Genomic DNA, 23,524 nt, shown 5'->3' with positions numbered 1-23,524 from the left:
TCGTCTTCGTCTCCGGCACCTCCAGCCGACGGCCCGACAACACCTTCGCCGGCGTCGAAGTCGACGAGTTCGGCACCACCAACCTCGACATCCGCGCCCAGACCCGCGCCGTCATCGACAACATCCGTGACCTCCTACGGACGGTCGGCGCCGACCTGAGCGACCTCGTCCAGGTCACCACCTACCTCGTCAACATGAACGACTTCGGCGGCTACAACCAGGTCTGGGCCGAGTACTTCGACGCCACCGGACCCACCCGCACCACCGTCGCCGTGCACCAACTACCCCACCCGCACCTGCTCATCGAGATCCAGGCCGTGGCCCTTCTTCCGTCAGGAGGTCAGTCGTGAGTGAGATCGCGGAGCCGTTCAGCTTCCCCGGTTGGATCGCGGAGAACCAGCACCTGCTCAAGCCGCCGGTCGGTAACAAGGAGATGTTCCCGGGCGGAGACGACTTCATCGTGATGGTGGTGGGCGGGCCCAACCAGCGCACCGACTTCCACGTCGACCCGTACGAGGAGTTCTTCTATCAGGTCAAGGGCAACATGCACGTCAACCTGATGACCCCGGAGGGGCCGCGTACGGTGCACGTGCGCGAGGGCCAGATGTGGATGCTGCCGCGCAACACCCCGCACTCGCCGCAGCGGCCCGAGGCCGGCTCGATCGGCGTGGTCGTGGAGCGGGTCCGCGAGGAGGGCACGCTGGAGAAGTTCCAGTGGTACTGCACCGAGTGCGGGCACAAGGTGCACGAGGTGGAGTTGCAGGTCAGGGACATCGCCGCCGACCTGCCCCCGGTGTTCCAGGCGTTCTACGCCGACGAGGCCGCCCGCACCTGCGCGAACTGCGGCGCGCTGCACCCGGGCAAGGGCTGATGCCCGCCGGGCCCGGGCCGGCGCGGCCTCCCGTGGTCGACGTGCACACGCACGTCGTACCGAAGGGGTGGCCGGACCTCGGCGCGGCGTGCGGCGGGTCCGGCTGGCCCTGGTTGCGGGTCGACTCCGAGCGGGCGGCCATGATCATGGTGGGAGAGACGGAGTTCCGCCCGGTCGGGGCGGAGTGCTGGGACGCGCCGACCCGCCTCGGCGACATGGACGCCGACGGGGTGGACGTGCAGGTCGTCTCGCCCACCCCGGTCTTCTTCAGCTACGACCGGCCCGCCGACCAGGCGGTGAAGGTGGCCCGGATCTTCAACGACCTCACCCTGGAGGTCACCGCCGCCGGTGGCGACCGGCTGGTGCCGTTCTGCCAGGTGCCGTTGCAGGACCCGGAGGCGGCCTGCGCCGAGCTGGACCGCTGCCTCGCGGCCGGGCACGCCGGCGTGGAGATCGGCAACCACGTCGGCGACCGCGACCTGGACGACGCCGGGATCGTGGAGTTCCTGACGCACTGCGCCGAGGTGGGCGCGCCGGTCTTCGTGCATCCGTGGGACATGCCGGGCGGCCCCCGGCTGGACCGGTGGATGGCCCGCTGGCTCGCCGGGATGCCCGCCGAGACGCACCTGTCGGTGCTGGCGCTGATCCTCGGCGGCGTCTTCGACCGGGTGCCCGACACGCTGCGGATCTGCTTCGCGCACGGCGGCGGCAGCTTCCCGTTCTGGCTGGGCCGCGCCGACAACGCCTGGCACCGCCGGGGCGACCTGGTACGCGGCGCCTCCACCGCCCCGCCCAGCTCGTACGTCGACCGGTTCTGCGTCGACTCGGTGGTCTTCTCCACGCCCGCGCTGCGGCTGCTGGTCGACACCATGGGCGCCGAGCGGGTGCTCGTCGGCAGCGACTACCCGTACCCGCTGGGGGAGCGGCCGGTCGGCCGGGTGGTGCGGGAGGCGGACTTCCTCACGGGGGAACAGCGCGACCTGCTGCTCGGCGGCAACGCGCTGCGGTTCCTCGGCGCCCGCTCCTGAGCCCGCGTCCGGGCGGCGCGGTCCCCGAGGGGCCCCGCGCCGCCCGGCGGGTGGAATCCGGAGCCGTCGCGGCCCCCAGTGCGCGCGACGGCTCCGGAGCGTGGGGGTCAGGAGTGCGGGCAGGTGTCCCGGTACTCCTCGATCGCCGAGCCCTGGGGGGCCGGGCAGAGGAACTGCTCGTAGCGGGTGTCGTCGTCGACGAACCGCTTGAGCCAGGAGATGCTGTACTTCGCCACCGTCACGTTCGACGAGGTGGGCGCGGAGTGGCTCGCCGCGTTCAGCTCCAGGTACGCCTTGTCCAGAGTGGCCGGCAGGCTCGTGTAGAACGGCTCCGAGTGCGACGAGACCGGGGCCACCGTGTCGTTCTCGGCCCCGATGACCAGGGTCGGTACGCGTACCGTCGACCAGCTCTTCTGGGTGTGCCAGCCGGTCAGCGGGATCGCCGCCTGCAACGCGGGACGGGTGCTGGCCGCCGACAGGCTGCCGCCGCCGCCCATCGAGTGACCCATCACGGCGAGCCGGTTCCCGTCGATCCGGGTGCGGACGGTGCTGGTGTTGGTCAGGTAGTCCAGGGCGGCCAGCAACTGGGTGCCCCGGCTGGCCGGCTGGTCGTACACCGACCGGGTGTCGATGGTGATGACGACGAAGCCCTGCGAGGCCAGGCGGGGGCCGAGCCACGCGACCGAGGTCTGGCGCGCGGTGAAGCCGGGGGAGATGGCGACCGCGCCGAAGGTGCCCTCGGCGGTGCTGGTCGGGTAGTAGATCGTCCCGCCGCCGAAACCGCTGACGCTGCCGGCGGCGACGGTGGTCTGCGCGGTGGCGAACGGGCCGCGGGTGGCCTCGATGCTGGCCACGGTGGGCGCGGGGCCCCGCTCGTACGGGTTGGCGGCCAGCGGCGCGGCCGGGGGCAGGTCCCGGGCGCCGGCCGGCGCGGCGGGAGTGGCGGCCAGGCTCGCGCCGACCAGGGCGAGGGCCAGCAGCGGACGGGTGGCGCGCGAGGACCAGCGACGGCCCGGGCCGGGGTGGAGGGCGGGTACGGGTTGCACGGCGACGCTCCCTGCGGGGGTGGGGGTCGGTGGCGGCGGTGCGGGGCCACCGGTGGGGGATGATCGTCATCGATCTGTCTCCATCCTCTGTGCCGGGAGCCGGTGGCCGGTCATCCCGATGTGGTCATGTCAGGGGGATATGGCGCTCGTCGCACCGCCGGCCGGTCGTGTCGTGCGGCGGAGCGGGGGCCGGGCGGGCAGGATGAGGGGATGGCCGAGCCGCACGACCTGACCGCGCTGGAGCAGGCCGCCGCGATCGCCGGCGGCGAGCTGTCCAGCGTCGAGCTGGTCGAGCACCACCTGACCCGGGTCGACGCCCTCGGCGACACCGTCGGCGCGTTCGTCACGGTCACCGGCGAGCGGGCCCGCGCGGCGGCCCGCGCCGCCGACGCCGTCCCCGCCGACGGGCGCGGCCCCTTGCACGGCGTGCCGACCGCGATCAAGGACCTCACCCTCACCGCCGGGGTGCGCACCACCTTCGGCTCGGCGGCGTTCGCCGACTTCGTGCCGCCGGTGGACGCCGACGTGGTCCGGTTCATGGCGGCGGCCGGGCTGGTGAGCCTGGGCAAGACCACCACCTCCGAGCTGGGCTGTTCGCTCTACTCGGAGGGGCTGGTCGCGCCGCCGGCCCGCAACCCGTGGGACCTGGCGTACACCGCCGGCGGCTCCAGCGGAGGGGCGGCGGCGGCCGTCGCGGCCGGCCTGGTGCCGGTCGCCCAGGGCTCCGACGGCGGCGGCTCGCTGCGCATCCCGGCGTCGCTGTGCGGCCTGGTCGGCTACAAGCCGAGCCGGGGGCTGGTCTCCGGCGGGCCGGTCGGCTCCGGCGCCTACGGCCTGCCGACCAACGGGCCGATCGGGCGTACGGTCGCCGACGTGGCGGCGCTGCTCGACGTGCTGGCCCGGCCGGTGCCCGGCGAGCCCTACCTGGCGCCCGCCCCGCCCGCGGGCGGTTGGCTCGGCGCGGCCCGCGCGGCCGACCCGGGGCGGCTGCGCGTCGGGCGGTTCACCACCCCGATGCTCGCCGACGAGCCGGTCCACCCCGACTGCGTCGCCGCCGTGGACCGGGCGGCGGCGCTGCTCACCGCCGCCGGCCACGAGGTGGTCGACGTCCCCGCGCCCCTCGGGCCCGCCGTGTGGCCGCTGTTCGAGATCGTCTGGTACGTGCTGGCGCTCGCGCCCGTGCCGCGGGAGCGGGAGAGCGCGCTGCTGCCGCTGACCCGGCACCTGCGGGCCCGGGGCGCGGAGATCTCCGCCGGCACCCTCACCGCCACGCTCGGCGAACTCCAGGCGCAGGTACGCCTCGGCGTGCGCCGCACCGCCGGCTGCGACCTGCTGCTCTGCCCGACCCTCGCCGCGCCGCAGGCGCCGCTGGGCTGGTTCGCCTCCGGTGGCGACCCGGCGGAGGACTTCGACCGGCAACGCCGGTTCTCGCCGTACTGCGCCGTGTTCAACGTCACGGGTGATCCGTCAGTGTCCCTGCCGGTGGGCGTCACCGCCGAGGGGCTGCCCGTGGGGGTCCTGCTGACCGGTCGGTACGGCGACGACGCGCGGTTGATCGCCACGGCTGCGCAACTGGAGCACTTTAGTGGCGGATGGGATCGCCACCCCGCAATCTGGCGGGCCGTGGGCTCCGCTAACGTGAATGGCAGCGGTGTCGGGCGGTCGGCGCCATGATCGTCCACCCGACCCGGATCCTTGAGGTCTCTTCTTCCGCCTGGGGGCGTTGGGATTGTCTGTAACCGAGACGTTGCTGGTCTTCGTCGGCATCCCGGCGGCTGCGGTGCTGGTGATCGCCGGTCTGGCGTACGCCGGTAGCCGTGGTGGCGGCGGTGGCGGCGCCAAGCGCTACCGACCGGGCCGGCCCTTCGACTTCACTCCGGTCTGGTTCCTGGGCCGGCCGGAGCAGCTGGCCGACTCGGCCGGCACCGCCCTGGCAGCGGGCGCGCAGGCGCCGGCGCTGACCAGCCACAAGCTCGAGCGGGCCGGCGTCGAGCCGCCGGCCGGTGGAACCGGAGGCGCAAGTGACCGTTGGTGAGAAGCAGGCCGGGACGGGGACCCCGCCCGAGGTGCTGGACGGGCCGTTCTCGACCCGCCAGCTGCTGCGCATCGACGAGGCCCTGCGCCTGGCCGACCAGGGCACCGGCCTGGTCTTCTCGGTCTTCGTCGGCGGTCTCGACGAGCCGGTCCGGGAGCACGCCGAGCGGCTGCACCGCCAGCTCGCCGAGCCCGACCGGTCGGTCCTGATCGCGGTGTCGCCCAATCAGCGGCAGCTGGAGATCGTCACCGGCCGGCACGCCCGCAAGCGCATCCCCGACACCTACGCCCGGCTCGCCGCGCTCTCGATGGTGGCGGCGTTCGGCGGCGGCGACCTGGCCGGCGGCATCATCAACGGCCTCGACCAGCTCGCCAGCCACGCCGGCAAGGGCTGACCGACCCCGGCGCGTCCCGCGCCTGCACCTGTGCGACGAAGCCCGGTCCGCGACGCGGACCGGGCTTCGTCGTGTGACGCGTACGTCAGGCGCTGCGGGCGTCCCGCTCGCGGGCCCGTAGGGCGCGGACGACGCCGTCGCGGCCCTCGACCACCAGCCGGCGCAGCGACGTCGGGTGGCCTTCGCCGGCCAGCCACGCGTCGGTGGCCGCCACGGTCTCGTCGTCCACCAGGTACGCCGGGTACGCCAGCTGCGCGAACTCCTGCGCCGGCTCGCTGTCCCGGCTGCCCCAGACCTGGTCCACCGCGGCGAAGTACCTGTCCCGGTAGGGCACCGTCAGCTCGATCTGCGCCGGGTGGATGAGGCCCTGCAACAGCGCCCGGTTGCGCCAGTTCGGCAGCGCCTCCGGGCCGGTCAGCTGGGCCCAGACGGCGGCCTTGTTCTCCGCCGTCGGCACCAGCGCGTGCGCGTACGCGGCCTCGCGTTCGCCACTGGCCGTCCGGTCCCCGGCCAGCTCGGCCTCGATCTCGGCGGGACCGGCCGCGCCGTTGGCGACCAGCGCGTCCAGCACGGCCCAGCGCAGCTCGGTGTCGATGGACAGGCCGGCCGGGACGTCGGTGCCGGCCAGCCAGCCGCGCAGGGTGGCCAGGTCCTCGGCCGAACGGGCCGCCGTGGCGTACGCGCGGGCCCAGGTCAGCTGGAAGCCGCTGCCCGGTTCCGCCGTCGCCAGCGTCGTGCGCGCGGTGCGGGCCAGCTCCGCCCAGCCGGTCGGCGCCCAGGCCGGGTCGACGTAGAAGCTGAGCGCCGTCTTGGCCTGGCGCAGGGCGGCGTTGACCAGGTTGATGTCGGTCTCGGCGGGCAGCCCCGCCAGCACCAGCGCCACGTAGTCGCGGGCGGCCAGTTCGGCGTCGCGGGTCATGTCCCAGGCGGCGGTCCAGCACAGCGCGCGGGCCAGCGACGACTCGAAGCCGGCGATGTGCTGCACCACGGTGGCCATCGACCGCTCGTCGAGGCGCAGCTTGGTGTAGGTGAGGTCGTCGTCGTTGAGCAGCAGCACGTCGGCGGCGGGCAGGCCGCGCAGCGCGGTCAGCTCGGTCCGCTCGCCGGTGACGTCGACCTCGTGGCGCTCGCGGCGGACCAGCCGGCCGTCGGTCAGGTCGTAGAGGCCCACCCCGATCCGGTGGGTACGCAGCGTCGGGTGCCCGGTGGGCGCCTCCTGGAGCACGACCACCTGCTCGTAGGTGCCGTCCGCGCCGATCGTCAGCTCCGGCCGCAGCGTGTTGACCTGCGCCGTCTCCAGCCACTGGGCGGCGAACTTGCGCAGCTCCCGGCCGGAGGCCGTCTCCAGCTCGGAGAGCAGGTCGTCGAAGGTGGCGTTGCCCCAGGCGTGCTTGGCGAAGTACGCCCGCAGGCCGGCCAGGAACGGCTCCTCACCGACGTACGCGACGAGCTGCTTGAGCACGCTCGCGCCCTTGGCGTACGTGATGCCGTCGAAGTTGACCTCGACCGCCTCCAGGTCCGGCATCTCGCAGTAGACCGGGTGGGTGGAGGAGAGCTGGTCCTGCCGGTAGCCCCAGTTCTTCCGGATGGACAGGAACGTCGTCCATGCCTCGGTGAAGCGGGTGGCGTGGGTGTTGCACCAGTGGCTGGCCCACTCGGCGAACGACTCGTTGAGCCACAGGTCGTTCCACCAGCGCATGGTGACCAGGTCACCGAACCACATGTGCGCCAGCTCGTGCAGGATCGTGTTCGCCCGCTGCTCGTACTCGTAGTCGGTCACCTGCGAGCGGAAGAGGTAGTGCGACTCGGCGTGCGTGACGCAGCCGAAGTTCTCCATCGCGCCGGCGTTGAAGTCGGGCACCCACAGCTGGTCGTACTTGGGCAGCGGGTAGCGCACGCCGAACTGCTCGTGGAAGAAGTCGAAGCCCTGCTTGGTGACCAGGAAGAGGTCGTCCGAGTCGAGGTGCGGCGCCATCGAGGCCCGGCAGAACGCGCCCAGGTCGATGCCGTCGTGGCTGTCGCGCACCTCGTGGTACGGCCCGGCGCAGAGGGCGGTGATGTAGGTGCTCATCCGCACCGAGGTGGCGAGGTGGACCGTCTTCAGCCCCTCGCCCGCCGGCTCCTCCCGCTCCACCGGCATGTTCGAGACCACCTTCCAGTGGTCCGGGACGGTGGCGTGCCAGGTGTAGACGCTCTTCAGGTCGGGCTGGTCGAAGCAGGCGAAGACGCGCTGGGCGTCGGCCGTCTCGAACTGGCTGTAGAGGTAGGTCTCGCCGTCGACCGGGTCGACGGTGCGGTGCAGGCCCTGCCCGCTGTTCGAGTACGCGAAGTCCGCCTCGACGACCAGCGTGTTCTCGCTGCCCAGTCCCGACAGGGTCAGGCCCTTCTCGGCCGACCAGTCGCCCAGGTCCACCGGAGAGCCGTTCAGCGTCGCGGAGCGCACGGAGTCGGCGGCCAGCTCGATGAAGGTGCTCGCGCCGGGTTCCGCGCACCGGAAACGCACCTCGGTGGTCGAGCGGAAGGTGCGAGCCTCGGCCGCCCGTACGGCGGACGAGAGGTCCAGACTGATGTCGTATCCGGTCACGTCGAGCAGGCGGGCCCGCTCGGTGGCCTCGACCTGCGTCAGGTTGCGCACTCCCGGCACTTTTCGTCTCCATCCCGTTTCGCCGCACGCCCTGGTGGCGCCGTCATCGACCGCTCGTGACGGCCGGATTCGAGTCTTCCATGCACGAACACCCCGCGGCGGGCGAGGTCACGCTTCCATTCCGCTGCCGGTCGGTGCCCGCCGGGGTGAGGATCGCAGGAGGCGCCGGAGGCCGGCGCACCCGTCGTGAAGGGACCAGCCGTGAGCGAGCGTGCCGCCGTAGACATGTGGTTCGACCCCATCTGCCCGTGGGCGTGGATCACCTCCCGTTGGCTGCTGGAGGTGGAGCAGGTCCGGGACGTGGACATCCGGTTCCACGTGATGAGCCTGTCGGTGCTCAACGAGGGCCGGGAGCCGCCGGAGCAGTACCAGGAGCTGTTGCGCGCCGGCTGGGGCCCGGTGCGGGTCTGCGTCGCGGTGGAGCAGCGGTACGGCCAGGACGCCGTCCGGAAGCTCTACACGGCGCTCGGCACCCGGATCCACCTCGGGCAGGAGAAGCTCACGCGGGAGCTGTTCGTCGCCGCGCTGACCGACGTCGGGCTCGACCCGGCGCTGGCCGACGTCGCCGGGGGCACCGCCCACGACGAGGCGCTGCGGGCCAGTCACGAGGCCGGCATGCGTCCGGTCGGCACCGACGTCGGCACCCCGGTGATCCACGCGCCCGGCCCGGACGGCGGCACGGTCGCCTTCTTCGGGCCGGTGGTCACCCCGGCGCCGAAGGGGGAGGCCGCCGGCCGGCTCTGGGACGGCGTCCTGCTGGTCGCCGGCACCCCCGGTTTCTACGAGCTGAAGCGCTCCCGCGACCGCGATCCCGTCTTCGACTGACCCGCTCCTCCCCCGGCTCCCGGGTGGGCGCCTCCCGGACCGGTCAGGGGTCGCGTCGGAATTCCCGACCCGGAGCCCCTGATCGACGGGGGAGGTGGGGGCGGGGGAGGGTGGGGCGGGCGTCACCGGGGTGGCGGCGGGATCGTTGGCCCGGGTGTCCGCCGCAGCGACCCGCAGGGCCGCACCCCGCAGCTCGTGGAGGCAGTTCCGATGGCCAAGCACCGTGTGCCCGGTGACGATCCGTCGACCCGGGAGGGGGTGACCGAGCGCCCGGACGCGGCGTACTGGTCGGTCGACGACTCCCGCTGGCCGACGGTCCGTCCCGACCTTCCCGCCCACATGGTGGACCTGCTCGCCCCGCCGATCGTGGTCGGCGTCGCCCGCGTGCCGGCCACCTCCCGGCTCACCCCGCCGGCCGAGCACCGGCCGGTGCCGGCCGCGTCGGCCGGGACCCGCAGGATCGTGCCCGCCGGACCGGGCGTGCCGGGGCGGCGACCGGCGGGCGGCCCCACGCCGGGCGGCCGGCACCGCCGGGCGGCGGGACAGTCCGACCGCACCGCCTGAATCCGGCCCACCGGCCCCGGTAGCTCTTTCATCTGGTGGACCCCGTGCGGGTCCCGCGCCGGCGGGACTCGCGTCGCCGGTAGCGTCTTCGCCCATGACGGTCGTGCATCCGATCGCCCGGGCCTGGATCACCACTGGCGGCACCGGCGCGCAGAACTACGACGAGTTCGCCGACGACGCGGAGATCACCGCGATCATCGAGGCGAACCCGCACAGTGCCCTCGGCATCGAGATGCCGCACCGGGCGCCGGAGAGCCTGGGGAAGCCCTTCCTCGAGGCCCTGCCGGACGCGGTGACCCGGCTCGCCGAGGCCAAGGCCGACGGCAGCTACACGCCCGCCGAGCAGGTCGTGGTCCTCTACCGGATCAGCGCGCCGGGGGAGGAGAACGCATACGGGCTCTTCGCCATGGTGGACACCGACCAGATCTCCACCCGGGCCGACGAGCCCGGCCTGGTCATCCGCAACGAGGACGTCTTCATCGCCAAGGTGCGGGAGCGGGTGGCGCTCGCCGAGGCCCTGGGCCACCTGCTGTCGCCCGTACTCCTGCTCCAGACCGGGCGCGGCGACGAGCTGCACGCGGCCCTCGCGGCGGCGACCGACGCGGCCGGCGCGCCGGCGGCGACCGACACCGACCAGGCCGGGCGCACCCACGCCATCTGGCTGCTGGGGCCGGGCCCGGCCCAGGACGAGCTGACCGCCCTCGCGGGCGGCGGCGAGCTGGTCGTGGCCGACGGCAACCACCGCAGCCTGGCCGCGCAGACCGGCGGGCTGCCGCGCTTCCTGTCGGTGATCACGACCCCGGCGTCGGTGGCGATCCAGCCCTACAACCGGCTGGTGAGCGAGCTGACCACCACCCCCGACGACCTGCTCGCCCGGCTCCGCGCCGCCGGGGCGGAGATCAGCCCGATCGACGGCCCGGTCGAGGTCCCGGCGGCCGGCGGCACCGTCCACCTCCGCCTCGCCGGCCGGGGGTACGCGGTCACCCTGCCGCACGTCGGCGAGAACCGGCTGGAGAACCTGGACCACGCCCTGGTCGAGCGGCTGCTGCTGCGCGACGCGCTCGGGCTCGACCCGGGCGACAAGCGGATCACCTACGTCGGCGGCGACTACCCGGCGAGCTGGCTGACCGGCGAGGTCGACGCGGGCCGGGCCGAGCTGGCGGTGCTGGTCGCCCCGGTGACGGTGGACGACTTCGTCGCGGTCAACCTGGCGCGGGAGAAGATGCCGCGCAAGAGCACCTGGTTCACCCCGAAGGCGCGCGGCGGCCTGGTGGTCGCCGAGCTGTCCCGCTGATCCTGTGACGAATCCGCCTCCGGGGCGCCGCCCGCGCGTCGTCCCGGAGGCGCGCCTGACAGACTGCGCGGTATGCGCGTCTACCTGGGATCCGACCACGCCGGTTTCGAGTTGAAGGTGCACCTGGTCAACCACCTGGCCAAGGAGGGGCACGACGTGGTCGACGTCGGCCCGCACGCCTTCGACCCGGACGACGACTACCCGGCCTTCTGCCTGCACACCGGTGACCGGGTGGTGGCTGACGTGGGCAGCCTCGGGGTGGTCATCGGCGGCTCGGGCAACGGCGAGCAGATCGCCGCGAACAAGGTGGCCGGCGTCCGGGCGGCTCTCGCCTGGAGCGTCGACACCGCCCAGCTGGCCCGTGAGCACAACGACGCGAACGTCGTGGCGGTCGGCGCCCGCCAGCACACGCTGGACGAGGCCACCGCCATCGTCGAGGCGTTCCTGACCACCCCGTTCTCGGGCAACGAGCGGCACGCCCGCCGGATCGCCCAGGTGGCCGACTACGAGGGCACCCGCCAGCTCCCCACGCTTCCCTGACCGCCCACCCGGCCGTCCCGACGGCCGGGTGACGCCGGGGGCGGTGCGGATCCTGGACGGACCACGCCCGGGGAGGGGCCGTCTCCCGGCCGCGTCGCGCGGTGCGAGCCTCCGCACGCTCCCAGGACCCGGGGTCAGCGGCGGGGGAGGTCCTCGCGGGGCGTCCAGTTGCGGCGGATGATCACGACGCGTTCCTCGGCCTCGGCCAGGTCCTCGTCCGTGGGGCGGGCGGCGTCGCGCGCCCGCATCGCGGCGGTCACGCTCACCTGGGAGGAGCCGGGGCCGACGAGGCCACGCAGGCCGCGATCGCCCTCGTCACCCGGGCCGCCCCGGCGGCCACGCGGCGGCTCGGGGCCGTCGTGCACCCCGGCGGTCGCCGCGTTCGGGCCCTCGGTCCCGCCCGTGTCACCGCTCGGGTGCCGTAGCCGGCGCCGGCGTCGCTCCGTCTCGCCCATCAGCCGACCGTACCGCCCCGGCCCGGTCGGCGCCGGCTCGCGCGTCCGGCGGGCGGCGGGCAGGGTGTCCGGTGACCTCGGTCACGACGACGCGCTCGTCGGCCGCCGCCGGGTCGACCGGCCCTCGCCGTGGTCGGCGGATCGGGGCCCGCGTCCCGGTACGGCCTCGGCGACCGGTTTGCCGGCTGGCTACCCTCGGAACAGACGGCGGCCGGTGGTCGCCGTCGGTCCAGGGGAGGGACGAGATGGTCGACCAGACGCAGCCGTGGGCCGAGCGGACCGTCGAGGTGCCGCCGCAGCCCGGTGCCGGGGTGCCGCCGCAGCGCGACGGCTTCCAGCGAGGGGTGGCCTCGGTCGGGCAGCCCCGTACGACGCGCACCGAGCCGTTCCCCGTCGTCGAGCACGAGCCGACGGGCACCGGGTGGCCGGGCGCGCCTGCCCCGCGCCGGCCGTTGAGCTGGCACGTCGAGCAGTTGAAGCGCGGCGGTGAGTGGAGTGCCGCCGGCGCGCTCTTCGCCTTCGTCTGCTGGGGGATCTGGGCGATCTCGGGCGGCGGGAACCTGGGCGGCCCGTTCCTGATCTTCCTGCTGAGCCTGCTGGTGGCGGCCGGCCTCTTCGCGTTGGCGCGGTTGCTCGGCCGCGTGGTGCTGGAGCGTCAACTGGGCCGGGTGCGGCGCAGCGCGCGCGGGGCGCACCTGGTGACGGCGGTCTTCCTGGCCGGTCTCGGTATCGCCTACCTCCAGCAGACCGAGTGGGTCGTCTCGGCCTGGAACTGGATCAGCAACAACTGACCGTACGCCCGGGCGGGCCGGCCTGCGCCGCCCGCCCGCGCGCCCGGTCGCGGCGTCTCGCGACCTCCGGTCGTTCCACCAGGTCGCCGGCTGCTTACCCGGCCGGCCGCGGTTCATCCGCCGCCGGCCGGGGCTGATCCGCGGGATCAGTGCTTCCCGCCGTGGCCCTCCGCGTCGGCCTTCGGCGAGGCCACCCGGGCCTCCGGGTCCTCGACGCCGGGCTCCCCGCCGTCCGGCGCCACCATTCCGTCGTAGTTGTAGACCGTGCCGTCCTCGCCGTGCTGCTTCGTGGTCCGGATGTACCGGTGCATCATGCCGTCGATCTCCACCTCGAGCAGGGCGTCGCCGCCCGTGTCGATGGTGCTGCCGTCGCGGGGTCCGCCAACCAGGTGTGCCTTCGTGTTCGTGTCCATGTGAAGGCCGTACCCGGGCGGTCCCGGCGCAAAACGGGCGGTGTGCGTCCGGCGCGCCGAATCCCGGTCGGCTGCGGTATGACCGACGCGGGATGTGTCGAAGCATTGCCATCCATCGATAGATGTCCATAGGCTCCCGCCATCGGTTTCCGGCGCGCCGCCTCGGCGCGTCGCGAGGGTTCGGGAGGCTCCCATGGTCCGTTGGCGCACACTCGTCGGCCGGTTGGCCGCCGCGTTGGTGGCGGTCACCGCCGGCTCGTTCGTCCTGGCCGTTCCGGCCTCCGCCAAGCCCGGGCCCGAGGTGACCCCGTACGTCGTGGGCGGGACGCTGGCCGCGCAGGGCGAGTTCCCCTTCATGGTCCGGCTCTCCATGGGCTGCGGCGGTTCGCTCTACAGCCCGCGCCTGGTGCTGACGGCCGCGCACTGCGTCGGCGGGACCGGCACGAACACCAGCATCACCGCCACCCTCGGCGTGGTGGACCTCCAGTCGTCGAGCCGGATCCAGGTCCGCTCGAACTACGTCTACCGGGCGCCCGGCTACAACGGCAACGGCAAGGACTGGGCCCTGATCCGGCTGGCCACGCCGGTCACCACGCTCCCGACGCTGAACATCGCCACCAGCACCGCGTACGACAACGGCACCTTCACGGTCGCCGGCTGGGGTGCCACCCGCGAGGGCGGCGCGCAGCAGCGCTACCTGCGCAAGGCCACCGTGCCGTTCGTCAGCGACGCGACCTGCAACTCCTACTACGGCGGCCAGATCATCGCGAACGAGGAGATCTGCGCCGGCTACGCCAGCGGCGGCATCGACACCTGCCAGGGGGACTCGGGCGGCCCGATGTTCCGGCGGGACGCGAGCAACGCCTGGATCCAGGTCGGCATCGTGAGCTGGGGCAACGGCTGCGCCCGGCCCTCGTACCCCGGCGTCTACACCCAGGTGAGCACCTTCGCCCCGGCGATCGCCTCCGCGGCGGCGAGCCTCGGCGGCTGAACCGCACCGCCCCCGGGGGCCCGGCCGGCTCGTCCGGCCGGGCCCCCGCGCGCGTTCCGGCTGGCCCCTGCCTGTGCGCCGGCCCGGCCGCCGCGTGGGGCGCTGGAGGTCCCCCTGCGGTCCGGCGGCGGATGCCGGGCGCACCCGGCATCGAGCCCGCGCGGCCAGTTCTTCCGCTGTTACCCAGGGATGGACGGGCGCCGATTACGTTCAGTTCGCGCTCGCGCACAAAGGGGGAACAGCGATGACGGCATCGCCGGTCAGGAACAGCGCGCCGACCGGGCGGGCGACATTCGCCGACGACCCGGTACCGCTGGCGGACGTCCTGCGTCCGTACGCCGGTGCGAAGACCCGGTACCTCGAGCCCGCGTCGGTCACCGCGGCCAACGCGCTGGCGAGCGCGGAGGGCGAGTTCGTCCACATCATCGACATGCCCTGGCGCTTCCGGGACGACAGCGGCGGCATCGCCGAGGGCGGGGTGCGGATGGCCCTGGTCGACCCGCCCGGCATGCGCCTCGCTGCCGACGCGGCGTGAGTCGCCCCCACCTGTACGCCCACTGAGGAGGACCCCTGGTGACTGTTCAGTTGCGCACGCTCGTCGACGTGGTGCGCAGGTACGCCGCCCAGCAGCCGGACGCCGTCGCGATCATCTGCGAGGGCCGGCGCGTCGACTACGCCACCCTGCACCGCGTCAGCAACCAGGTCGCGCGTGGCCTCCAGGCGGCGGGTCTGCGCCCCGGCGACCGCATCGCGTACCTGGGCAGGGAGTCCGAGCACTTCTACGACCTGTTCTTCGGGGCGGCGAAGGCCGGCGTGGTCTTCGTGCCGATCAACTGGCGGTTGGCCGCCGGCGAGGTCGAGCACATCCTGCGGGATTCCGGCGCCGCCCTGCTCTTCGTCGACTCCGAATCGGCCGTCGTCGCCGAGAAGCTGGCGCCGGAACTGCCGATGCTGCGACAGGTGGTGGAGCTGGACTCCGACGGCGCGGCCCGCGCCGGCTTCGCGGCCTGGGTGTCGGCGCAGCCGGACGCGAACGTGCTGGCCAAGGTCACCCCCGACACGCCGCTGGCGCAGATGTACACCAGCGGAACGACGGGCCTGCCGAAGGGCGTCGTCCTGGCGCACCGCAGCTTCCTCGCGGTACGCGACGGGCTCGCCTCGGAGAACCTGGACTGGCTCGACCTGCGCGAGGGCGACGTGAGCCTCCTCTGCAACGGCGGCTTCCACATCGGCGGCCTGTCGTGGGCGGCGATGGGTTTCGCCGCGGGCGCCACGAACGTGGTGATGCGCGAGTTCACCACGGCCGGCGCGGTGGAGCTGATCAGGACCCTGCGGGTCACCACCATCCTCGCGGTGCCCTCGATGCTGCGACTGCTGCTCGCGGAGCCCGGCGTCACCAAGGCGGACTTCGCCTCGCTGCGCAAGATCGTCTACGGCAGCGCGCCGATCTCGACGGCGCTGCTGGCCCGCTGCATCGAGGGCTTCGGCTGCGAGTTCGCCCAGATCTACGGCCTGACCGAGACCGGCAACTCCGCGGTCTGCCTGCCCCCGGCCGACCACACCCCGGACAGCGGCAAGATGCAGTCGGCGGGGCTGCCGTACCCGGGCTTCGAGGTCAAGATCGTGGACGACAAGGGCGACCCGTTGCCCCCCGGCGAGGTCGGCGAGGTCTGGCTGCGGTCGCCGGGCGTGATGGTGGAGTACTGGAACCTGCCGGAGGCCACGGCGAAGACGCTCGTCGACGGGTGGGTCGTCACCGGGGACGCGGGCTTGCTCGACGAGGACGGTTACCTGTTCATCCGCGACCGGATCAAGGACATGATCATCGTGGCGGGGGAGAACGTCTACCCCGTCGAGGTCGAGAACGTCATCAGCCGGCACCCGCTGGTCGCCGAGTCGGCGGTCGTGGGCGTGCCGGACGAGCGCTGGGGCGAGGCCGTGTACGCGTTCGTGGTGCCGGTGGAGGGTCAGCAGCTCACCGAGCGCGACCTGGCGCTGCACCTGCGCGGCCAGCTCGCCGGCTTCAAGCAGCCGCTGCACTACGAGTTCATCGACCGGGTGCCCCGCAACCCCAGCGGCAAGGTCCTGCGCCGCGAGCTGCGGGAGCGGTTCTGGCAGGGCCACGAGCGCCGGGTGAGCTGAGCGCGGTGACGGCGGTGATCGGCGAGGGGGACACCGCCACCCGCCGTACCGGCTGCGCCGCCGGCGGCCCGCGCGTCGCCGGCTACCGCCCGTCATCGTGCCTGCTCGTCCGCGGGGCGGGGACGGTCCGTCCGCCCCGTCGGTCGGCCTCCGCGCGCGGCCGGTGGTCCGGCGTGGATTCTGCGCGTACGCCGGTGTGTGGGCGAAGGATTCCCTGGTGGGAGGCCTGTTCGCCGGATGGTCGGCGCGCGGGGAGCCGCTCGGTGTCACGGTCGCCATTTTCAAGTGACGGGAATCGATGTAGCAGAAAGTTGCGTGTTCCCTCCTCTCGGTCGGCCCTCTAATGTGCTTGACCAGCGGCCAGGGCATCGACCGGTGACGATAAAAACCCTTGCTGTGCGTCGGGTCGGATTCGTCCCGTCCGCGGCGTGACGACAGGCCGGGCGAGCTCGGGGACAGGAGGCGTGATGAGGGCGGGCGACACCGGACACGCGGCGGCGGTTGCCGTCTCCGACGGACCCACCTGCCGGTGCACCGCCAACCCTCCGGCGGCCGCCGGGACACCGTACGACGACCGGCCCTTCCTCGCCGTGCCCGGCATGGTCGAGGAGCGCGTCGACCGGCACCCGCACCGTCGGGCGGTGTCGTTCCGGGGCCGCTCGCTGACGTACCGCGAACTCGACGACCTGGCCAACGGCGTCGCCGCCGCCCTGGCCGGGCGGGGCGTCCGGCGGGGCGACGTGGTGCCCGTCCTGCTCGCCGACGGGCTCGAACTGCCCGTCGTCGACCTGGCGTTGATGAAGCTCGGCGCGGCCTTCGTACCCGTCGATCCCGGCTGGCCGGCGGACCGGCTGCACGCCTCGCTGCGGGTGGTCCGGCCCCGGCTCGCGGTGGTACGCGGCGCAGGCCCGCGTCCCGACACCGGGGACGTCCCCTGCCTGCCCGTCGACCTCGACGAGATCACCCCGACCCGCCGCCGGCCCGGCGTGCCGATCGGTCCGGCCGACCTGATCTACGGCATCTTCACCTCGGGCACCACCGGCACCCCGAAGTGCGCGCTGAACCGGCACGACGGGATCGCCAACCGGCTGCGGTTCATGACCCGCCACTTCGCGGCGACCGGCGACGAGGTGGTGCTCCAGAACAGCCGGCACACCTTCGACTCGTCGGTGTGGCAGATGTTCTGGCCGCTGACCACCGGTGGCCGGACGGTGGTGCCGGTCGAGGGCGGGTTCCTCGACGTCGAGCGGACCGTCCGGACCATCGCCGACGAGGCCGTCACGATGACCGACTTCGTGCCGAGCGTGCTCGGCGCGCTGGTCTCGGTCCTCGACCGGGACCCGGCCGCCCGCCGCGCCGTCGCGTCGCTGCGCAACGTGATCGTCGGCGGCGAGGAGATCGACCCGTGGGCGGTGCACCGCCTGGTCGAGCTGGTGCCGGAGGTGGCGGTCACCAACGGCTACGGCCCCACCGAGGCGTCGATCGGCATGATCTTCCACACCGTCGCCCGATCCGACGGCGACGTCATCCCCATCGGCCGGCCCATCGACAACTGCTACGCCGCCGTGGTGGACGCCGAGCTGCGGCCCCTGCCACCGGGCGAGACCGGCGAGATCGTCATCGGCGGCGTGTGTCTGGGCGAGGGGTACCTCGGCGACGCGGCCCGCACCGCCGAGGTGTTCGTGCCCAACCCGCTGCCCGACATCCCGGGCCCGCGGCTCTACCGCACCGGCGACCTCGGCCGGATCGCCCCCGACGGCCGGCTGCACTTCGCCGGCCGCCGTGACCACCAGCTCAAGGTCAACGGCGTGCGGATCGAGGCCGGCGAGATCGAGACCGCCGCCACCCGGCTGGCCGGCGTACGGCAGGCGAAGGTCCTGCTGGCCCGCGAGCACCGGGGGAAGTCGCTGGCCCTCTTCCTCGCCGCCGACCCCGAGGTGACGGAGCCGCAGGTGCGGGCGCACCTGCGGGGGCTGCTGCCCCGGACCCACGTGCCCCGGCACGTCGTCGTGCGCGACGCGCTTCCGCTGACCGGCAACGGCAAGGTCGACCGGCGGGCGCTGGAGGCCTGGCTGGACCGTACGCTCGCCGACCGGACCCGCCCGTCGGCCGCGCCCGCCGAGGCGCGGACGCTGCCCGACCGTGTGCTGGGGGTGTTCCGGACGGTCCTCGGCCGGCCCGACCTCGGCCCCGACACCGACTTCCTCGACGCCGGGGGCGACTCGCTCCAGGCCCTCGACGTGGTCACCGCCCTCGGCGCGGACCAGAGCCTCCGCGTCGGCGTGCAGGACCTGTTCACCCACCGCAGCGCCGCCCGGCTCGCCCGGGCGCTCGCGGTACGGCTGCGCGCGGCCGACCCCGCCGAGACCGAGGACGAGCTGGTGGAGCGGGACGCGAAGGTCCCGGCCGACCTGCCCGTACGTCCCGTCGGCCGGCGCCGGGCGCCGCGTACGGTCCTGGTCACCGGGGCCACCGGATTCGTCGGCGCGCGCCTGGTCCACGAGCTGCTCGCCACCACCGACGTCCGGGTGCTGTGCCTGGCCCGCGCGGCCGACGACGCCGAGGCCACCGCCCGCGTCGTGCGCGCGCTGGCCGAGCGGGGCCTGTGGCGGCCCGGCCACGGCCTGCGCCTGCACGGGTACGCGGCCGACCTCGGCCGGCCGGCCCTCGGCCTGACCCCGCAGGCGTGGGACCGGCTGGCCCACGACTGCGACCTCGTGCTGCACGCCGGGGCGCTGGTCAACTTCCTGTTCGACTACCGGGCCCACCGCGCCGCGAACGTCCTCGGCACCGCCGAGCTGCTGCGGCTGTGCCTGACGGGCCGGCCGAAGCCGCTGCACCACGTCTCCACCCTCGGCGTCCTCGACAGCGAGGCCGCCCGCCATCCCCAGCCGCTGCCCGAGACGTACGACCCGGCCCTCGCCGTCCCGCCGACCACCGGCTACAGCCGGTCGAAGTGGGTGGCGGAGCGGTACCTCGACGACGCCCGGCGGCGGGGCGCGACCATCACGATGCTGCGCCTCGGCGAGGTGATGCCCGCGGCGGACGACGGCCACCCCAACCCCCGGGCCCTGACCCACCTGCTGCTGGCGGCCTGCCACCGGCTGCGGATGCGGCCCGACGCGCCCGTGCGCTCCGACTGGACGCCGGTGGACTGGGCCGCCCGGCGGATCGTCGCCACGGTCGTCGACCCGCGCCAGTGGGGCGGCACGCTGCACGTCCTGCACCCGGTGAGCGTCGACTTCACCGACCTGCCGCTGGCCGGCCCGGACGCCCTGCCCCGGGTGAGCTGCGGGCGGTTCCTGGCGGGGCTGCGCGAGGCGGCGGACGAGGGCGACCGCGACGCCGCCGTACTGCTGGCCCTCTTCCCGCCCGGCGCGGGCGCCGACGAGGAGCCGCTGCGCGCCGTCTTCGCGACGCTGCTCACCGACAACCCCCGGCTCTTCCGGCGCGACGGCTGCGCCGAGCTGGAACGGCACCGGGGCTTCAGCGACCACCGGCTCGGCCCGTCCGTCGGTGCCTACCGCGCCTGGCTGGGCGAGCACGTGCGGCGGGAGGCCGACCGGCTGCTGGTGCCGGCGGGACCAGGGTGAACGGCCGCGCGTGACGCGGTGACCGGCACGGATGAGGGAGTGGAATGCGATACCGCAGGATGGGTCGGCTCGGCTGGCAGGTCAGCGAGGTCGGGTACGGGATGTGGGGCATCGGCGGTGGACCCGGCGGCTTCACCGGCTGGGACTACGACACCGCACCGGCCTGCCTGGACGAGGCGGTGGAACGGGGCTGCAACTTCTTCGACACCGCCTGGGTCTACGGGCGGGGCGTCAGTGAGCAGCTCCTCGGCGGCCTGGTGCGCCGGCACCCGGACCGCCGGCTGTACCTGGCCACCAAGATCCCGCCGAAGAACCGCGAGTGGCCGCCCGGCCCCCAGGACAGCCTGGACGACGTCTTCCCGGCCGAGCACATCCGCGAGTACACCCACCGCAGCCTCGAGAACCTCGGCGTGGACCGGATCGACCTGCTCCAGTTCCACGTCTGGGAGGACCGGTGGGCCGCCGACGACCGCTGGCAGGAGGCCGTCGCGGACCTCAAGCGGGAGGGCGTGGTCGAGGGCGTCGGGATCAGCGTCAACCGGTGGGAGCCGACGAACTGCCACGCGGCCCTCGACACCGGCCTGATCGACGTCGTGCAGGTCATCTACAACATCTTCGACCAGGCGCCGGAGGACGAGCTGTTCCCGCGCGCCCAGCGTGACGACATCGCGATCATCGCCCGGGTCCCGTTCGACGAGGGGACGCTGACCGGCACGCTGACCGCCGACAGCACCTGGCCGGAGGAGGACTGGCGCAGCACGTACTTCGGGCCGGAGAACCTGCTGCCCAGCGTGGAGCGCGCCGAGCGGCTGGCCGCCGACGTGCCGGCGGGGATGACCATGCCGGAGCTGGCGCTGCGGTTCATCCTGCACCACCCGGCGGTGAGCACGGTGATCCCCGGCATGCGCCGCGTCGAGCACGTCCGCGCCAACCTGGCCGTCAGCGACGGCGTGCCGCTGGACGCCGGGCTGCTGGACACGCTGCGCGCGCACCGGTGGGACCGCAAGCCCACGTCGTGGTCGCAGTGAGCGCGGCGCGGCGCCGGGCGGCGCGGTACGGGAGGCCCGCATGCCGGTGATCGCCATGTGGGCGCACCCCCGGGCGCTCTCCACCGCGTTCCTGCGCATGATGATCGCCCGCGGCGACGTCACGGTCGTCCACGAGCCTCTGGTCACCCTCGTCGACGAGGGGCACGTCGAGCTGCCCGCCGCCGACGGCGGCACCGTCACCGTGACCGACGCGGCCGAGGTCGTCGCGCACCTGAGGGAGCTGGGCCGGGACCGGACGGTCTTCGTCAAGGACACGCTCGAATACCGCTACGAGCACCTGTTCGCCGATCCCGGGGCGATCGCCGACGTCACGCACACCTTCATCGTCCGGGAACCGGCCCGCACGATCAGTTCGCACTACGCGATCAAGCCGACGGTGACCTGCCGGGAGATCGGCTACGAGCACCAGTGGGAGCTGTTCGACCTGGTCAGTCGCACCGCGCGCCGGCCGCCGGTGGTGATCCGGGCCGAGGACCTGCTGCGGCACCCCGGCGAGACGGTGTCGGCCTGGTGCGCCGCCGTGGGGCTGCCGTACCGGCCGGAGGCGCTGAACTGGGCGCCGGGGGAGCGCGCCGAGTGGCGGCGCACCCGCAAGTGGCACCTCGACGTCGAACGCACCTCGGGCTTCTCGCCGGTCGAGAAGTCATTCGAGACGACCGTCGCCAACAACGACACCCTGCGGTCGTACCACGACCACCACCAGCCCTTCTACCAGCGGCTGATCCGGCACGCCATCTCCATCGGGGAGGACTCATGACCACCACCGCCGCGCCGCCCGTGACCGCGTCGTCGACGCTGTCGCCCGGTGAGCTGTTCGCCCGCGCGTACGCCGACGATCCCGCCGGCGCCGAGGTGCGCTTCGACTACACCATCACGGACGCCTTCCAGCCGACCAAGGAACGCCCCCGGGTGACCGTCCGCAACCTGTTCCGCAAGCGGCCGGTCGGCATGGAGCCGGTCCGGTTCTGGTGCGAGGGCCGGCCCGACGCGGGCGAGGCCGCCGTCGTGCATGAGTCGGGCCTGCGCCGGGAGGCCGCCTTCCGGTTCGGCACCGCCTCCGCCGGGGTGCACGCGATCCGCGCCTGGGTGCGCATCCCCGAGGAGCTCGCCGACGACCCGGAGGGGCTGGCCTCCTTCATCGACTACCGGCTGCTGGTCCGCCTCGCCACGGCCGAGAACCAGGCGCTGACCATCGGCGAGGGCGGCCTGCTGCGGCACCCGGAGATCGGGCGGCTGCCGTACCGGCACGACTGGCTCAGCGGCCTGCTCGCCGCCTGCGACGAGATCGAGCAGACCGGCGCCACCCCGCACGCGATGATCGTCAACCCGAGGGACTACTACACCCACCTGCTCGGCCGGGGCGCGCTGCTGGCGGACCTGACCCGCAACGGCGTCCAGATCAGCCGTACGCGGATGGTGGCGCCGGGCGAGGCGGTGGTGGGGGACTTCGCGATGGCGGCCCGCCTGCTGGACGCCGGGCGGTCCTCGATTCGCGTCGATACCCCGCCGCCCGGTACGCTGTCCATCGATGGCCCTGCCGTCTGTGCCGAGATCCACGAGGGTCTGGCCGTGCACCTGCCGACCCACTTCTTCCACGTCGTACCGGCCTAGGAGCGTCATCGCATAGCCATGACCGGCGGAAAACTGTCGTACTACCGGCCCATAGCGCCGCTCTTCGCCGCGATCTTCCTGTGCCTTCTCGGCGTGGGCGCGTCCCTGGCCGTGCTGCCGTTCTACGTGCTCGAAGAGTTGGACGGCAACCGGGTCGAGGTGGGGGTGGTGATCGCCGCGATCGCGGTCTCCGCCGTGATCGCCCGGCCCATCGCCGGCCGGATCGGCGACCGGCACGGGTACCGGACGGTGATGCTGGGCGGGGCGCTGGTGTGTGCCGCCGCCGGAGCGGCCTACCTGGTGGCCGGCAACGTCGGCGTGCTGGTCGGCGTCCGGGTCCTGCACGGGATCGGTGAGGCGGCCGTCTACACCGCCGGCGCGGCCTGGCTGGTGGCACTGGCGCCGGCCGACCGGCGGGGCCGCGTCGTCGGCCTGTACGGCATCCACATGTGGCTGGGCATCACGCTGGGCACCGTGCTCGGCGCGGTGCTGCTGCGTACCTCCGGTTATGCCGCGGTGTGGCTGTTCGCGGTCGTGGCGGCGGCCGCCGGGGCCGCGTTCGTCGCCGCCCGACCGGGGCCGCAGCAGGCGAGCGCGGCAGGCCGGGCCGGCATCCTGCCGCGCAGTGCGGTGGCGCCCGGCGTCGCGCTCTCCCTGGCCGGGTTCGGCTACGCCGCGCTGGCCTCGTTCGTGGCCCTGCACATGGCCGAGCGGGGCGTCGAGAACGGCATCGCCGCGCTCAACGCGTTCGGGTTCACCTACGTGGGGGTCCGGCTCCTCGTGGGTGGGCTGCCCGACAAGCTCGGCGCCGGCCGGGTGGCCGTCGGGTCGGCCCTGGTGGAGGCGGTGGGGCTGCTCCTCGTCGCGCTCGCGCCGAACCTGCTGGTCGCGGTCCTCGGCGGGCTGGTGATCGGCGCCGGGCTCTCGCTGCTCTTCCCGGCGCTGGCCCTGCTGGTGATCAACCGCACGGACCCGGCCCACCAGGGGGCGGCGCTCGGTGCGTTCACCTCGTTCTGGGACATCGGCCTGGTGGCCGGGGCGCCGCTGGCCGGCCTGGTCGCCAGCGTGTCCGGCTACCCGGCGGTCTTCCAGGTGATGCTGCTGGCAGCGCTGCTGTCGGCCGCCCTCTCGGCACTGACGATGCTCCCCCGCCGCTCCCAATAAAACCACCCCCACCCCACCCCCGGGTCAACCCCGCTGATCATGAGGTTGGCGGCGAAGTCGATCTCCTCGGCTGC

General features: G+C 73.8%; 23 protein-coding genes. 19 read left to right on the top strand and 4 right to left on the bottom strand.

Going from position 1 to position 23,524, the window contains the following annotated elements:
* The 3 genes from AB0883_RS30260 to AB0883_RS30250 all read left to right on the top strand — a co-directional run.
* Nucleotides 1–350 (top strand): RidA family protein (locus tag AB0883_RS30260; protein WP_366644684.1); only part of this gene is annotated, 350 nt, incomplete at its 5' end.
* Nucleotides 347–871 (top strand): 3-hydroxyanthranilate 3,4-dioxygenase, encoded by a 525-nt coding sequence (locus tag AB0883_RS30255; RefSeq protein WP_121399407.1) that lies wholly within the window; start codon nt 347–349, stop codon nt 869–871. The genes AB0883_RS30260 and AB0883_RS30255, both read left to right, overlap by 4 nt.
* A complete protein-coding gene (locus AB0883_RS30250) occupies nt 871–1,899 on the top strand; it encodes an amidohydrolase family protein (RefSeq protein ID WP_366644683.1) in 1,029 nt (342 codons plus the stop codon). The genes AB0883_RS30255 and AB0883_RS30250 overlap by 1 nt, the downstream gene beginning before the upstream one ends.
* Before the next feature lie 107 nt (nt 1,900–2,006).
* Here AB0883_RS30250 and AB0883_RS30245 read toward each other — a convergent pair whose 3' ends face one another.
* Entirely contained in the window at nt 2,007–2,849 is an 843-nt protein-coding gene (locus tag AB0883_RS30245) for an alpha/beta hydrolase (protein ID WP_366644686.1), read from the bottom strand.
* 306 nt (nt 2,850–3,155) lie between these two features.
* Between AB0883_RS30245 and AB0883_RS30240 the strand changes: the two genes are divergently transcribed.
* The 3 genes from AB0883_RS30240 (at nt 3,156) to AB0883_RS30230 (ending at nt 5,374) form a co-directional block, all read left to right on the top strand.
* Nucleotides 3,156–4,619 carry an amidase gene (locus tag AB0883_RS30240; protein ID WP_366644682.1) on the top strand — a complete coding sequence of 488 codons (1,464 nt, stop codon included), beginning with the start codon at nt 3,156–3,158 and terminating at the stop codon, nt 4,617–4,619.
* A 73-nt stretch (nt 4,620–4,692) separates the two neighbouring features.
* A complete protein-coding gene (locus tag AB0883_RS30235; protein ID WP_121399403.1) occupies nt 4,693–4,980 on the top strand; it encodes a hypothetical protein in 288 nt (95 codons plus the stop codon).
* Complete coding sequence (locus AB0883_RS30230) at nt 4,967–5,374, top strand: DUF5130 family protein (RefSeq protein WP_366644681.1); 408 nt, start codon at nt 4,967–4,969, stop codon at nt 5,372–5,374. The genes AB0883_RS30235 and AB0883_RS30230 overlap by 14 nt, the downstream gene beginning before the upstream one ends.
* Before the next feature lie 85 nt (nt 5,375–5,459).
* On the opposite strand, the gene pepN is transcribed toward AB0883_RS30230, so the two are convergent.
* The gene (gene pepN, locus AB0883_RS30225; protein WP_366644680.1) at nt 5,460–8,009 is read right to left on the bottom strand and encodes an aminopeptidase N; all 2,550 of its coding nucleotides are present in this window, start codon (nt 8,007–8,009) and stop codon (nt 5,460–5,462) included.
* Between the two features lie 210 nt (nt 8,010–8,219).
* Here pepN and AB0883_RS30220 point away from each other — a divergent pair, with 210 nt between their 5' ends.
* The 4 genes from AB0883_RS30220 to AB0883_RS30205 all read left to right on the top strand — a co-directional run bounded on the left by AB0883_RS30220 (nt 8,220) and on the right by AB0883_RS30205 (nt 11,241).
* Nucleotides 8,220–8,843: a disulfide bond formation protein DsbA gene (locus tag AB0883_RS30220; RefSeq protein WP_366644679.1), complete on the top strand. Its 624-nt coding sequence runs from the start codon at nt 8,220–8,222 to the stop codon at nt 8,841–8,843.
* A 210-nt stretch (nt 8,844–9,053) separates the two neighbouring features.
* Entirely contained in the window at nt 9,054–9,407 is a 354-nt protein-coding gene (locus AB0883_RS30215; protein ID WP_366644678.1) for a hypothetical protein, read from the top strand.
* Nucleotides 9,408–9,501: 94 nt separating this feature from the next.
* A complete protein-coding gene (locus AB0883_RS30210; protein WP_366644677.1) occupies nt 9,502–10,701 on the top strand; it encodes a DUF1015 family protein in 1,200 nt (399 codons plus the stop codon).
* A gap of 72 nt (nt 10,702–10,773) precedes the next feature.
* A complete protein-coding gene (locus AB0883_RS30205) occupies nt 10,774–11,241 on the top strand; it encodes a ribose-5-phosphate isomerase (RefSeq protein ID WP_366644676.1) in 468 nt (155 codons plus the stop codon).
* Between the two features lie 134 nt (nt 11,242–11,375).
* On the opposite strand, the gene AB0883_RS30200 is transcribed toward AB0883_RS30205, so the two are convergent.
* Complete coding sequence (locus AB0883_RS30200; protein ID WP_366644675.1) at nt 11,376–11,696, bottom strand: hypothetical protein; 321 nt, start codon at nt 11,694–11,696, stop codon at nt 11,376–11,378.
* A gap of 245 nt (nt 11,697–11,941) precedes the next feature.
* On the opposite strand from AB0883_RS30200, the gene AB0883_RS30195 reads away from it, so the two are divergent.
* A complete protein-coding gene (locus AB0883_RS30195) occupies nt 11,942–12,487 on the top strand; it encodes a hypothetical protein (RefSeq protein WP_366644674.1) in 546 nt (181 codons plus the stop codon).
* A 146-nt stretch (nt 12,488–12,633) separates the two neighbouring features.
* On the opposite strand, the gene AB0883_RS30190 is transcribed toward AB0883_RS30195, so the two are convergent.
* Nucleotides 12,634–12,900 (bottom strand): hypothetical protein, encoded by a 267-nt coding sequence (locus AB0883_RS30190; protein ID WP_121399395.1) that lies wholly within the window; start codon nt 12,898–12,900, stop codon nt 12,634–12,636.
* 193 nt (nt 12,901–13,093) lie between these two features.
* Between AB0883_RS30190 and AB0883_RS30185 the strand changes: the two genes are divergently transcribed.
* From AB0883_RS30185 to AB0883_RS30150, 8 genes are all read left to right on the top strand, one after another.
* Entirely contained in the window at nt 13,094–13,891 is a 798-nt protein-coding gene (locus tag AB0883_RS30185; protein WP_366644673.1) for a serine protease, read from the top strand.
* A 244-nt stretch (nt 13,892–14,135) separates the two neighbouring features.
* A complete protein-coding gene (locus AB0883_RS30180; protein WP_366644672.1) occupies nt 14,136–14,426 on the top strand; it encodes a hypothetical protein in 291 nt (96 codons plus the stop codon).
* 38 nt (nt 14,427–14,464) lie between these two features.
* Entirely contained in the window at nt 14,465–16,033 is a 1,569-nt protein-coding gene (locus AB0883_RS30175) for a fatty acid--CoA ligase (protein WP_366644671.1), read from the top strand.
* Between the two features lie 467 nt (nt 16,034–16,500).
* The gene (locus tag AB0883_RS30170; protein WP_366644670.1) at nt 16,501–19,626 is read left to right on the top strand and encodes an amino acid adenylation domain-containing protein; all 3,126 of its coding nucleotides are present in this window, start codon (nt 16,501–16,503) and stop codon (nt 19,624–19,626) included.
* Nucleotides 19,627–19,670: 44 nt separating this feature from the next.
* Complete coding sequence (locus AB0883_RS30165; RefSeq protein WP_366644669.1) at nt 19,671–20,654, top strand: aldo/keto reductase; 984 nt, start codon at nt 19,671–19,673, stop codon at nt 20,652–20,654.
* A 40-nt stretch (nt 20,655–20,694) separates the two neighbouring features.
* Nucleotides 20,695–21,432 (top strand): hypothetical protein, encoded by a 738-nt coding sequence (locus AB0883_RS30160; RefSeq protein ID WP_366644668.1) that lies wholly within the window; start codon nt 20,695–20,697, stop codon nt 21,430–21,432.
* Nucleotides 21,429–22,286 (top strand): family 3 encapsulin nanocompartment shell protein, encoded by an 858-nt coding sequence (locus AB0883_RS30155; protein WP_366644667.1) that lies wholly within the window; start codon nt 21,429–21,431, stop codon nt 22,284–22,286. The genes AB0883_RS30160 and AB0883_RS30155 overlap by 4 nt, the downstream gene beginning before the upstream one ends.
* An 18-nt stretch (nt 22,287–22,304) precedes the next feature.
* Nucleotides 22,305–23,450, top strand: a complete 1,146-nt coding sequence (locus tag AB0883_RS30150; RefSeq protein ID WP_366644666.1) for an MFS transporter — start codon at nt 22,305–22,307, stop codon at nt 23,448–23,450.
* The last annotated feature ends 74 nt before the right edge of the window (nt 23,451–23,524 follow it).

The sequence above is a fragment of the Micromonospora sp. NPDC047812 genome (assembly GCF_040704175.1).
In the GTDB taxonomy this organism is placed as follows: Bacteria; Actinomycetota; Actinomycetes; order Mycobacteriales; family Micromonosporaceae; genus Micromonospora.
This window is presented reverse-complemented; position numbering and strand designations above follow the sequence as displayed.

Coding starts and splice junctions, on each gene's coding strand:
- AB0883_RS30250 (WP_366644683.1), top strand. CDS start 871: ATGCCCGCCGGGCCCGGGCCGGCGCGGCCTCCCGTGGTCGACGTGCAC.
- AB0883_RS30240 (WP_366644682.1), top strand. CDS start 3,156: ATGGCCGAGCCGCACGACCTGACCGCGCTGGAGCAGGCCGCCGCGATC.
- AB0883_RS30215 (WP_366644678.1), top strand. CDS start 9,054: ATGGCCAAGCACCGTGTGCCCGGTGACGATCCGTCGACCCGGGAGGGG.
- AB0883_RS30210 (WP_366644677.1), top strand. CDS start 9,502: ATGACGGTCGTGCATCCGATCGCCCGGGCCTGGATCACCACTGGCGGC.
- AB0883_RS30205 (WP_366644676.1), top strand. CDS start 10,774: ATGCGCGTCTACCTGGGATCCGACCACGCCGGTTTCGAGTTGAAGGTG.
- AB0883_RS30200 (WP_366644675.1), bottom strand. CDS start 11,696: ATGGGCGAGACGGAGCGACGCCGGCGCCGGCTACGGCACCCGAGCGGT.
- AB0883_RS30195 (WP_366644674.1), top strand. CDS start 11,942: ATGGTCGACCAGACGCAGCCGTGGGCCGAGCGGACCGTCGAGGTGCCG.
- AB0883_RS30190 (WP_121399395.1), bottom strand. CDS start 12,900: ATGGACACGAACACGAAGGCACACCTGGTTGGCGGACCCCGCGACGGC.
- AB0883_RS30185 (WP_366644673.1), top strand. CDS start 13,094: ATGGTCCGTTGGCGCACACTCGTCGGCCGGTTGGCCGCCGCGTTGGTG.
- AB0883_RS30180 (WP_366644672.1), top strand. CDS start 14,136: ATGACGGCATCGCCGGTCAGGAACAGCGCGCCGACCGGGCGGGCGACA.
- AB0883_RS30170 (WP_366644670.1), top strand. CDS start 16,501: ATGAGGGCGGGCGACACCGGACACGCGGCGGCGGTTGCCGTCTCCGAC.
- AB0883_RS30165 (WP_366644669.1), top strand. CDS start 19,671: ATGCGATACCGCAGGATGGGTCGGCTCGGCTGGCAGGTCAGCGAGGTC.
- AB0883_RS30160 (WP_366644668.1), top strand. CDS start 20,695: ATGCCGGTGATCGCCATGTGGGCGCACCCCCGGGCGCTCTCCACCGCG.
- AB0883_RS30155 (WP_366644667.1), top strand. CDS start 21,429: ATGACCACCACCGCCGCGCCGCCCGTGACCGCGTCGTCGACGCTGTCG.
- AB0883_RS30150 (WP_366644666.1), top strand. CDS start 22,305: ATGACCGGCGGAAAACTGTCGTACTACCGGCCCATAGCGCCGCTCTTC.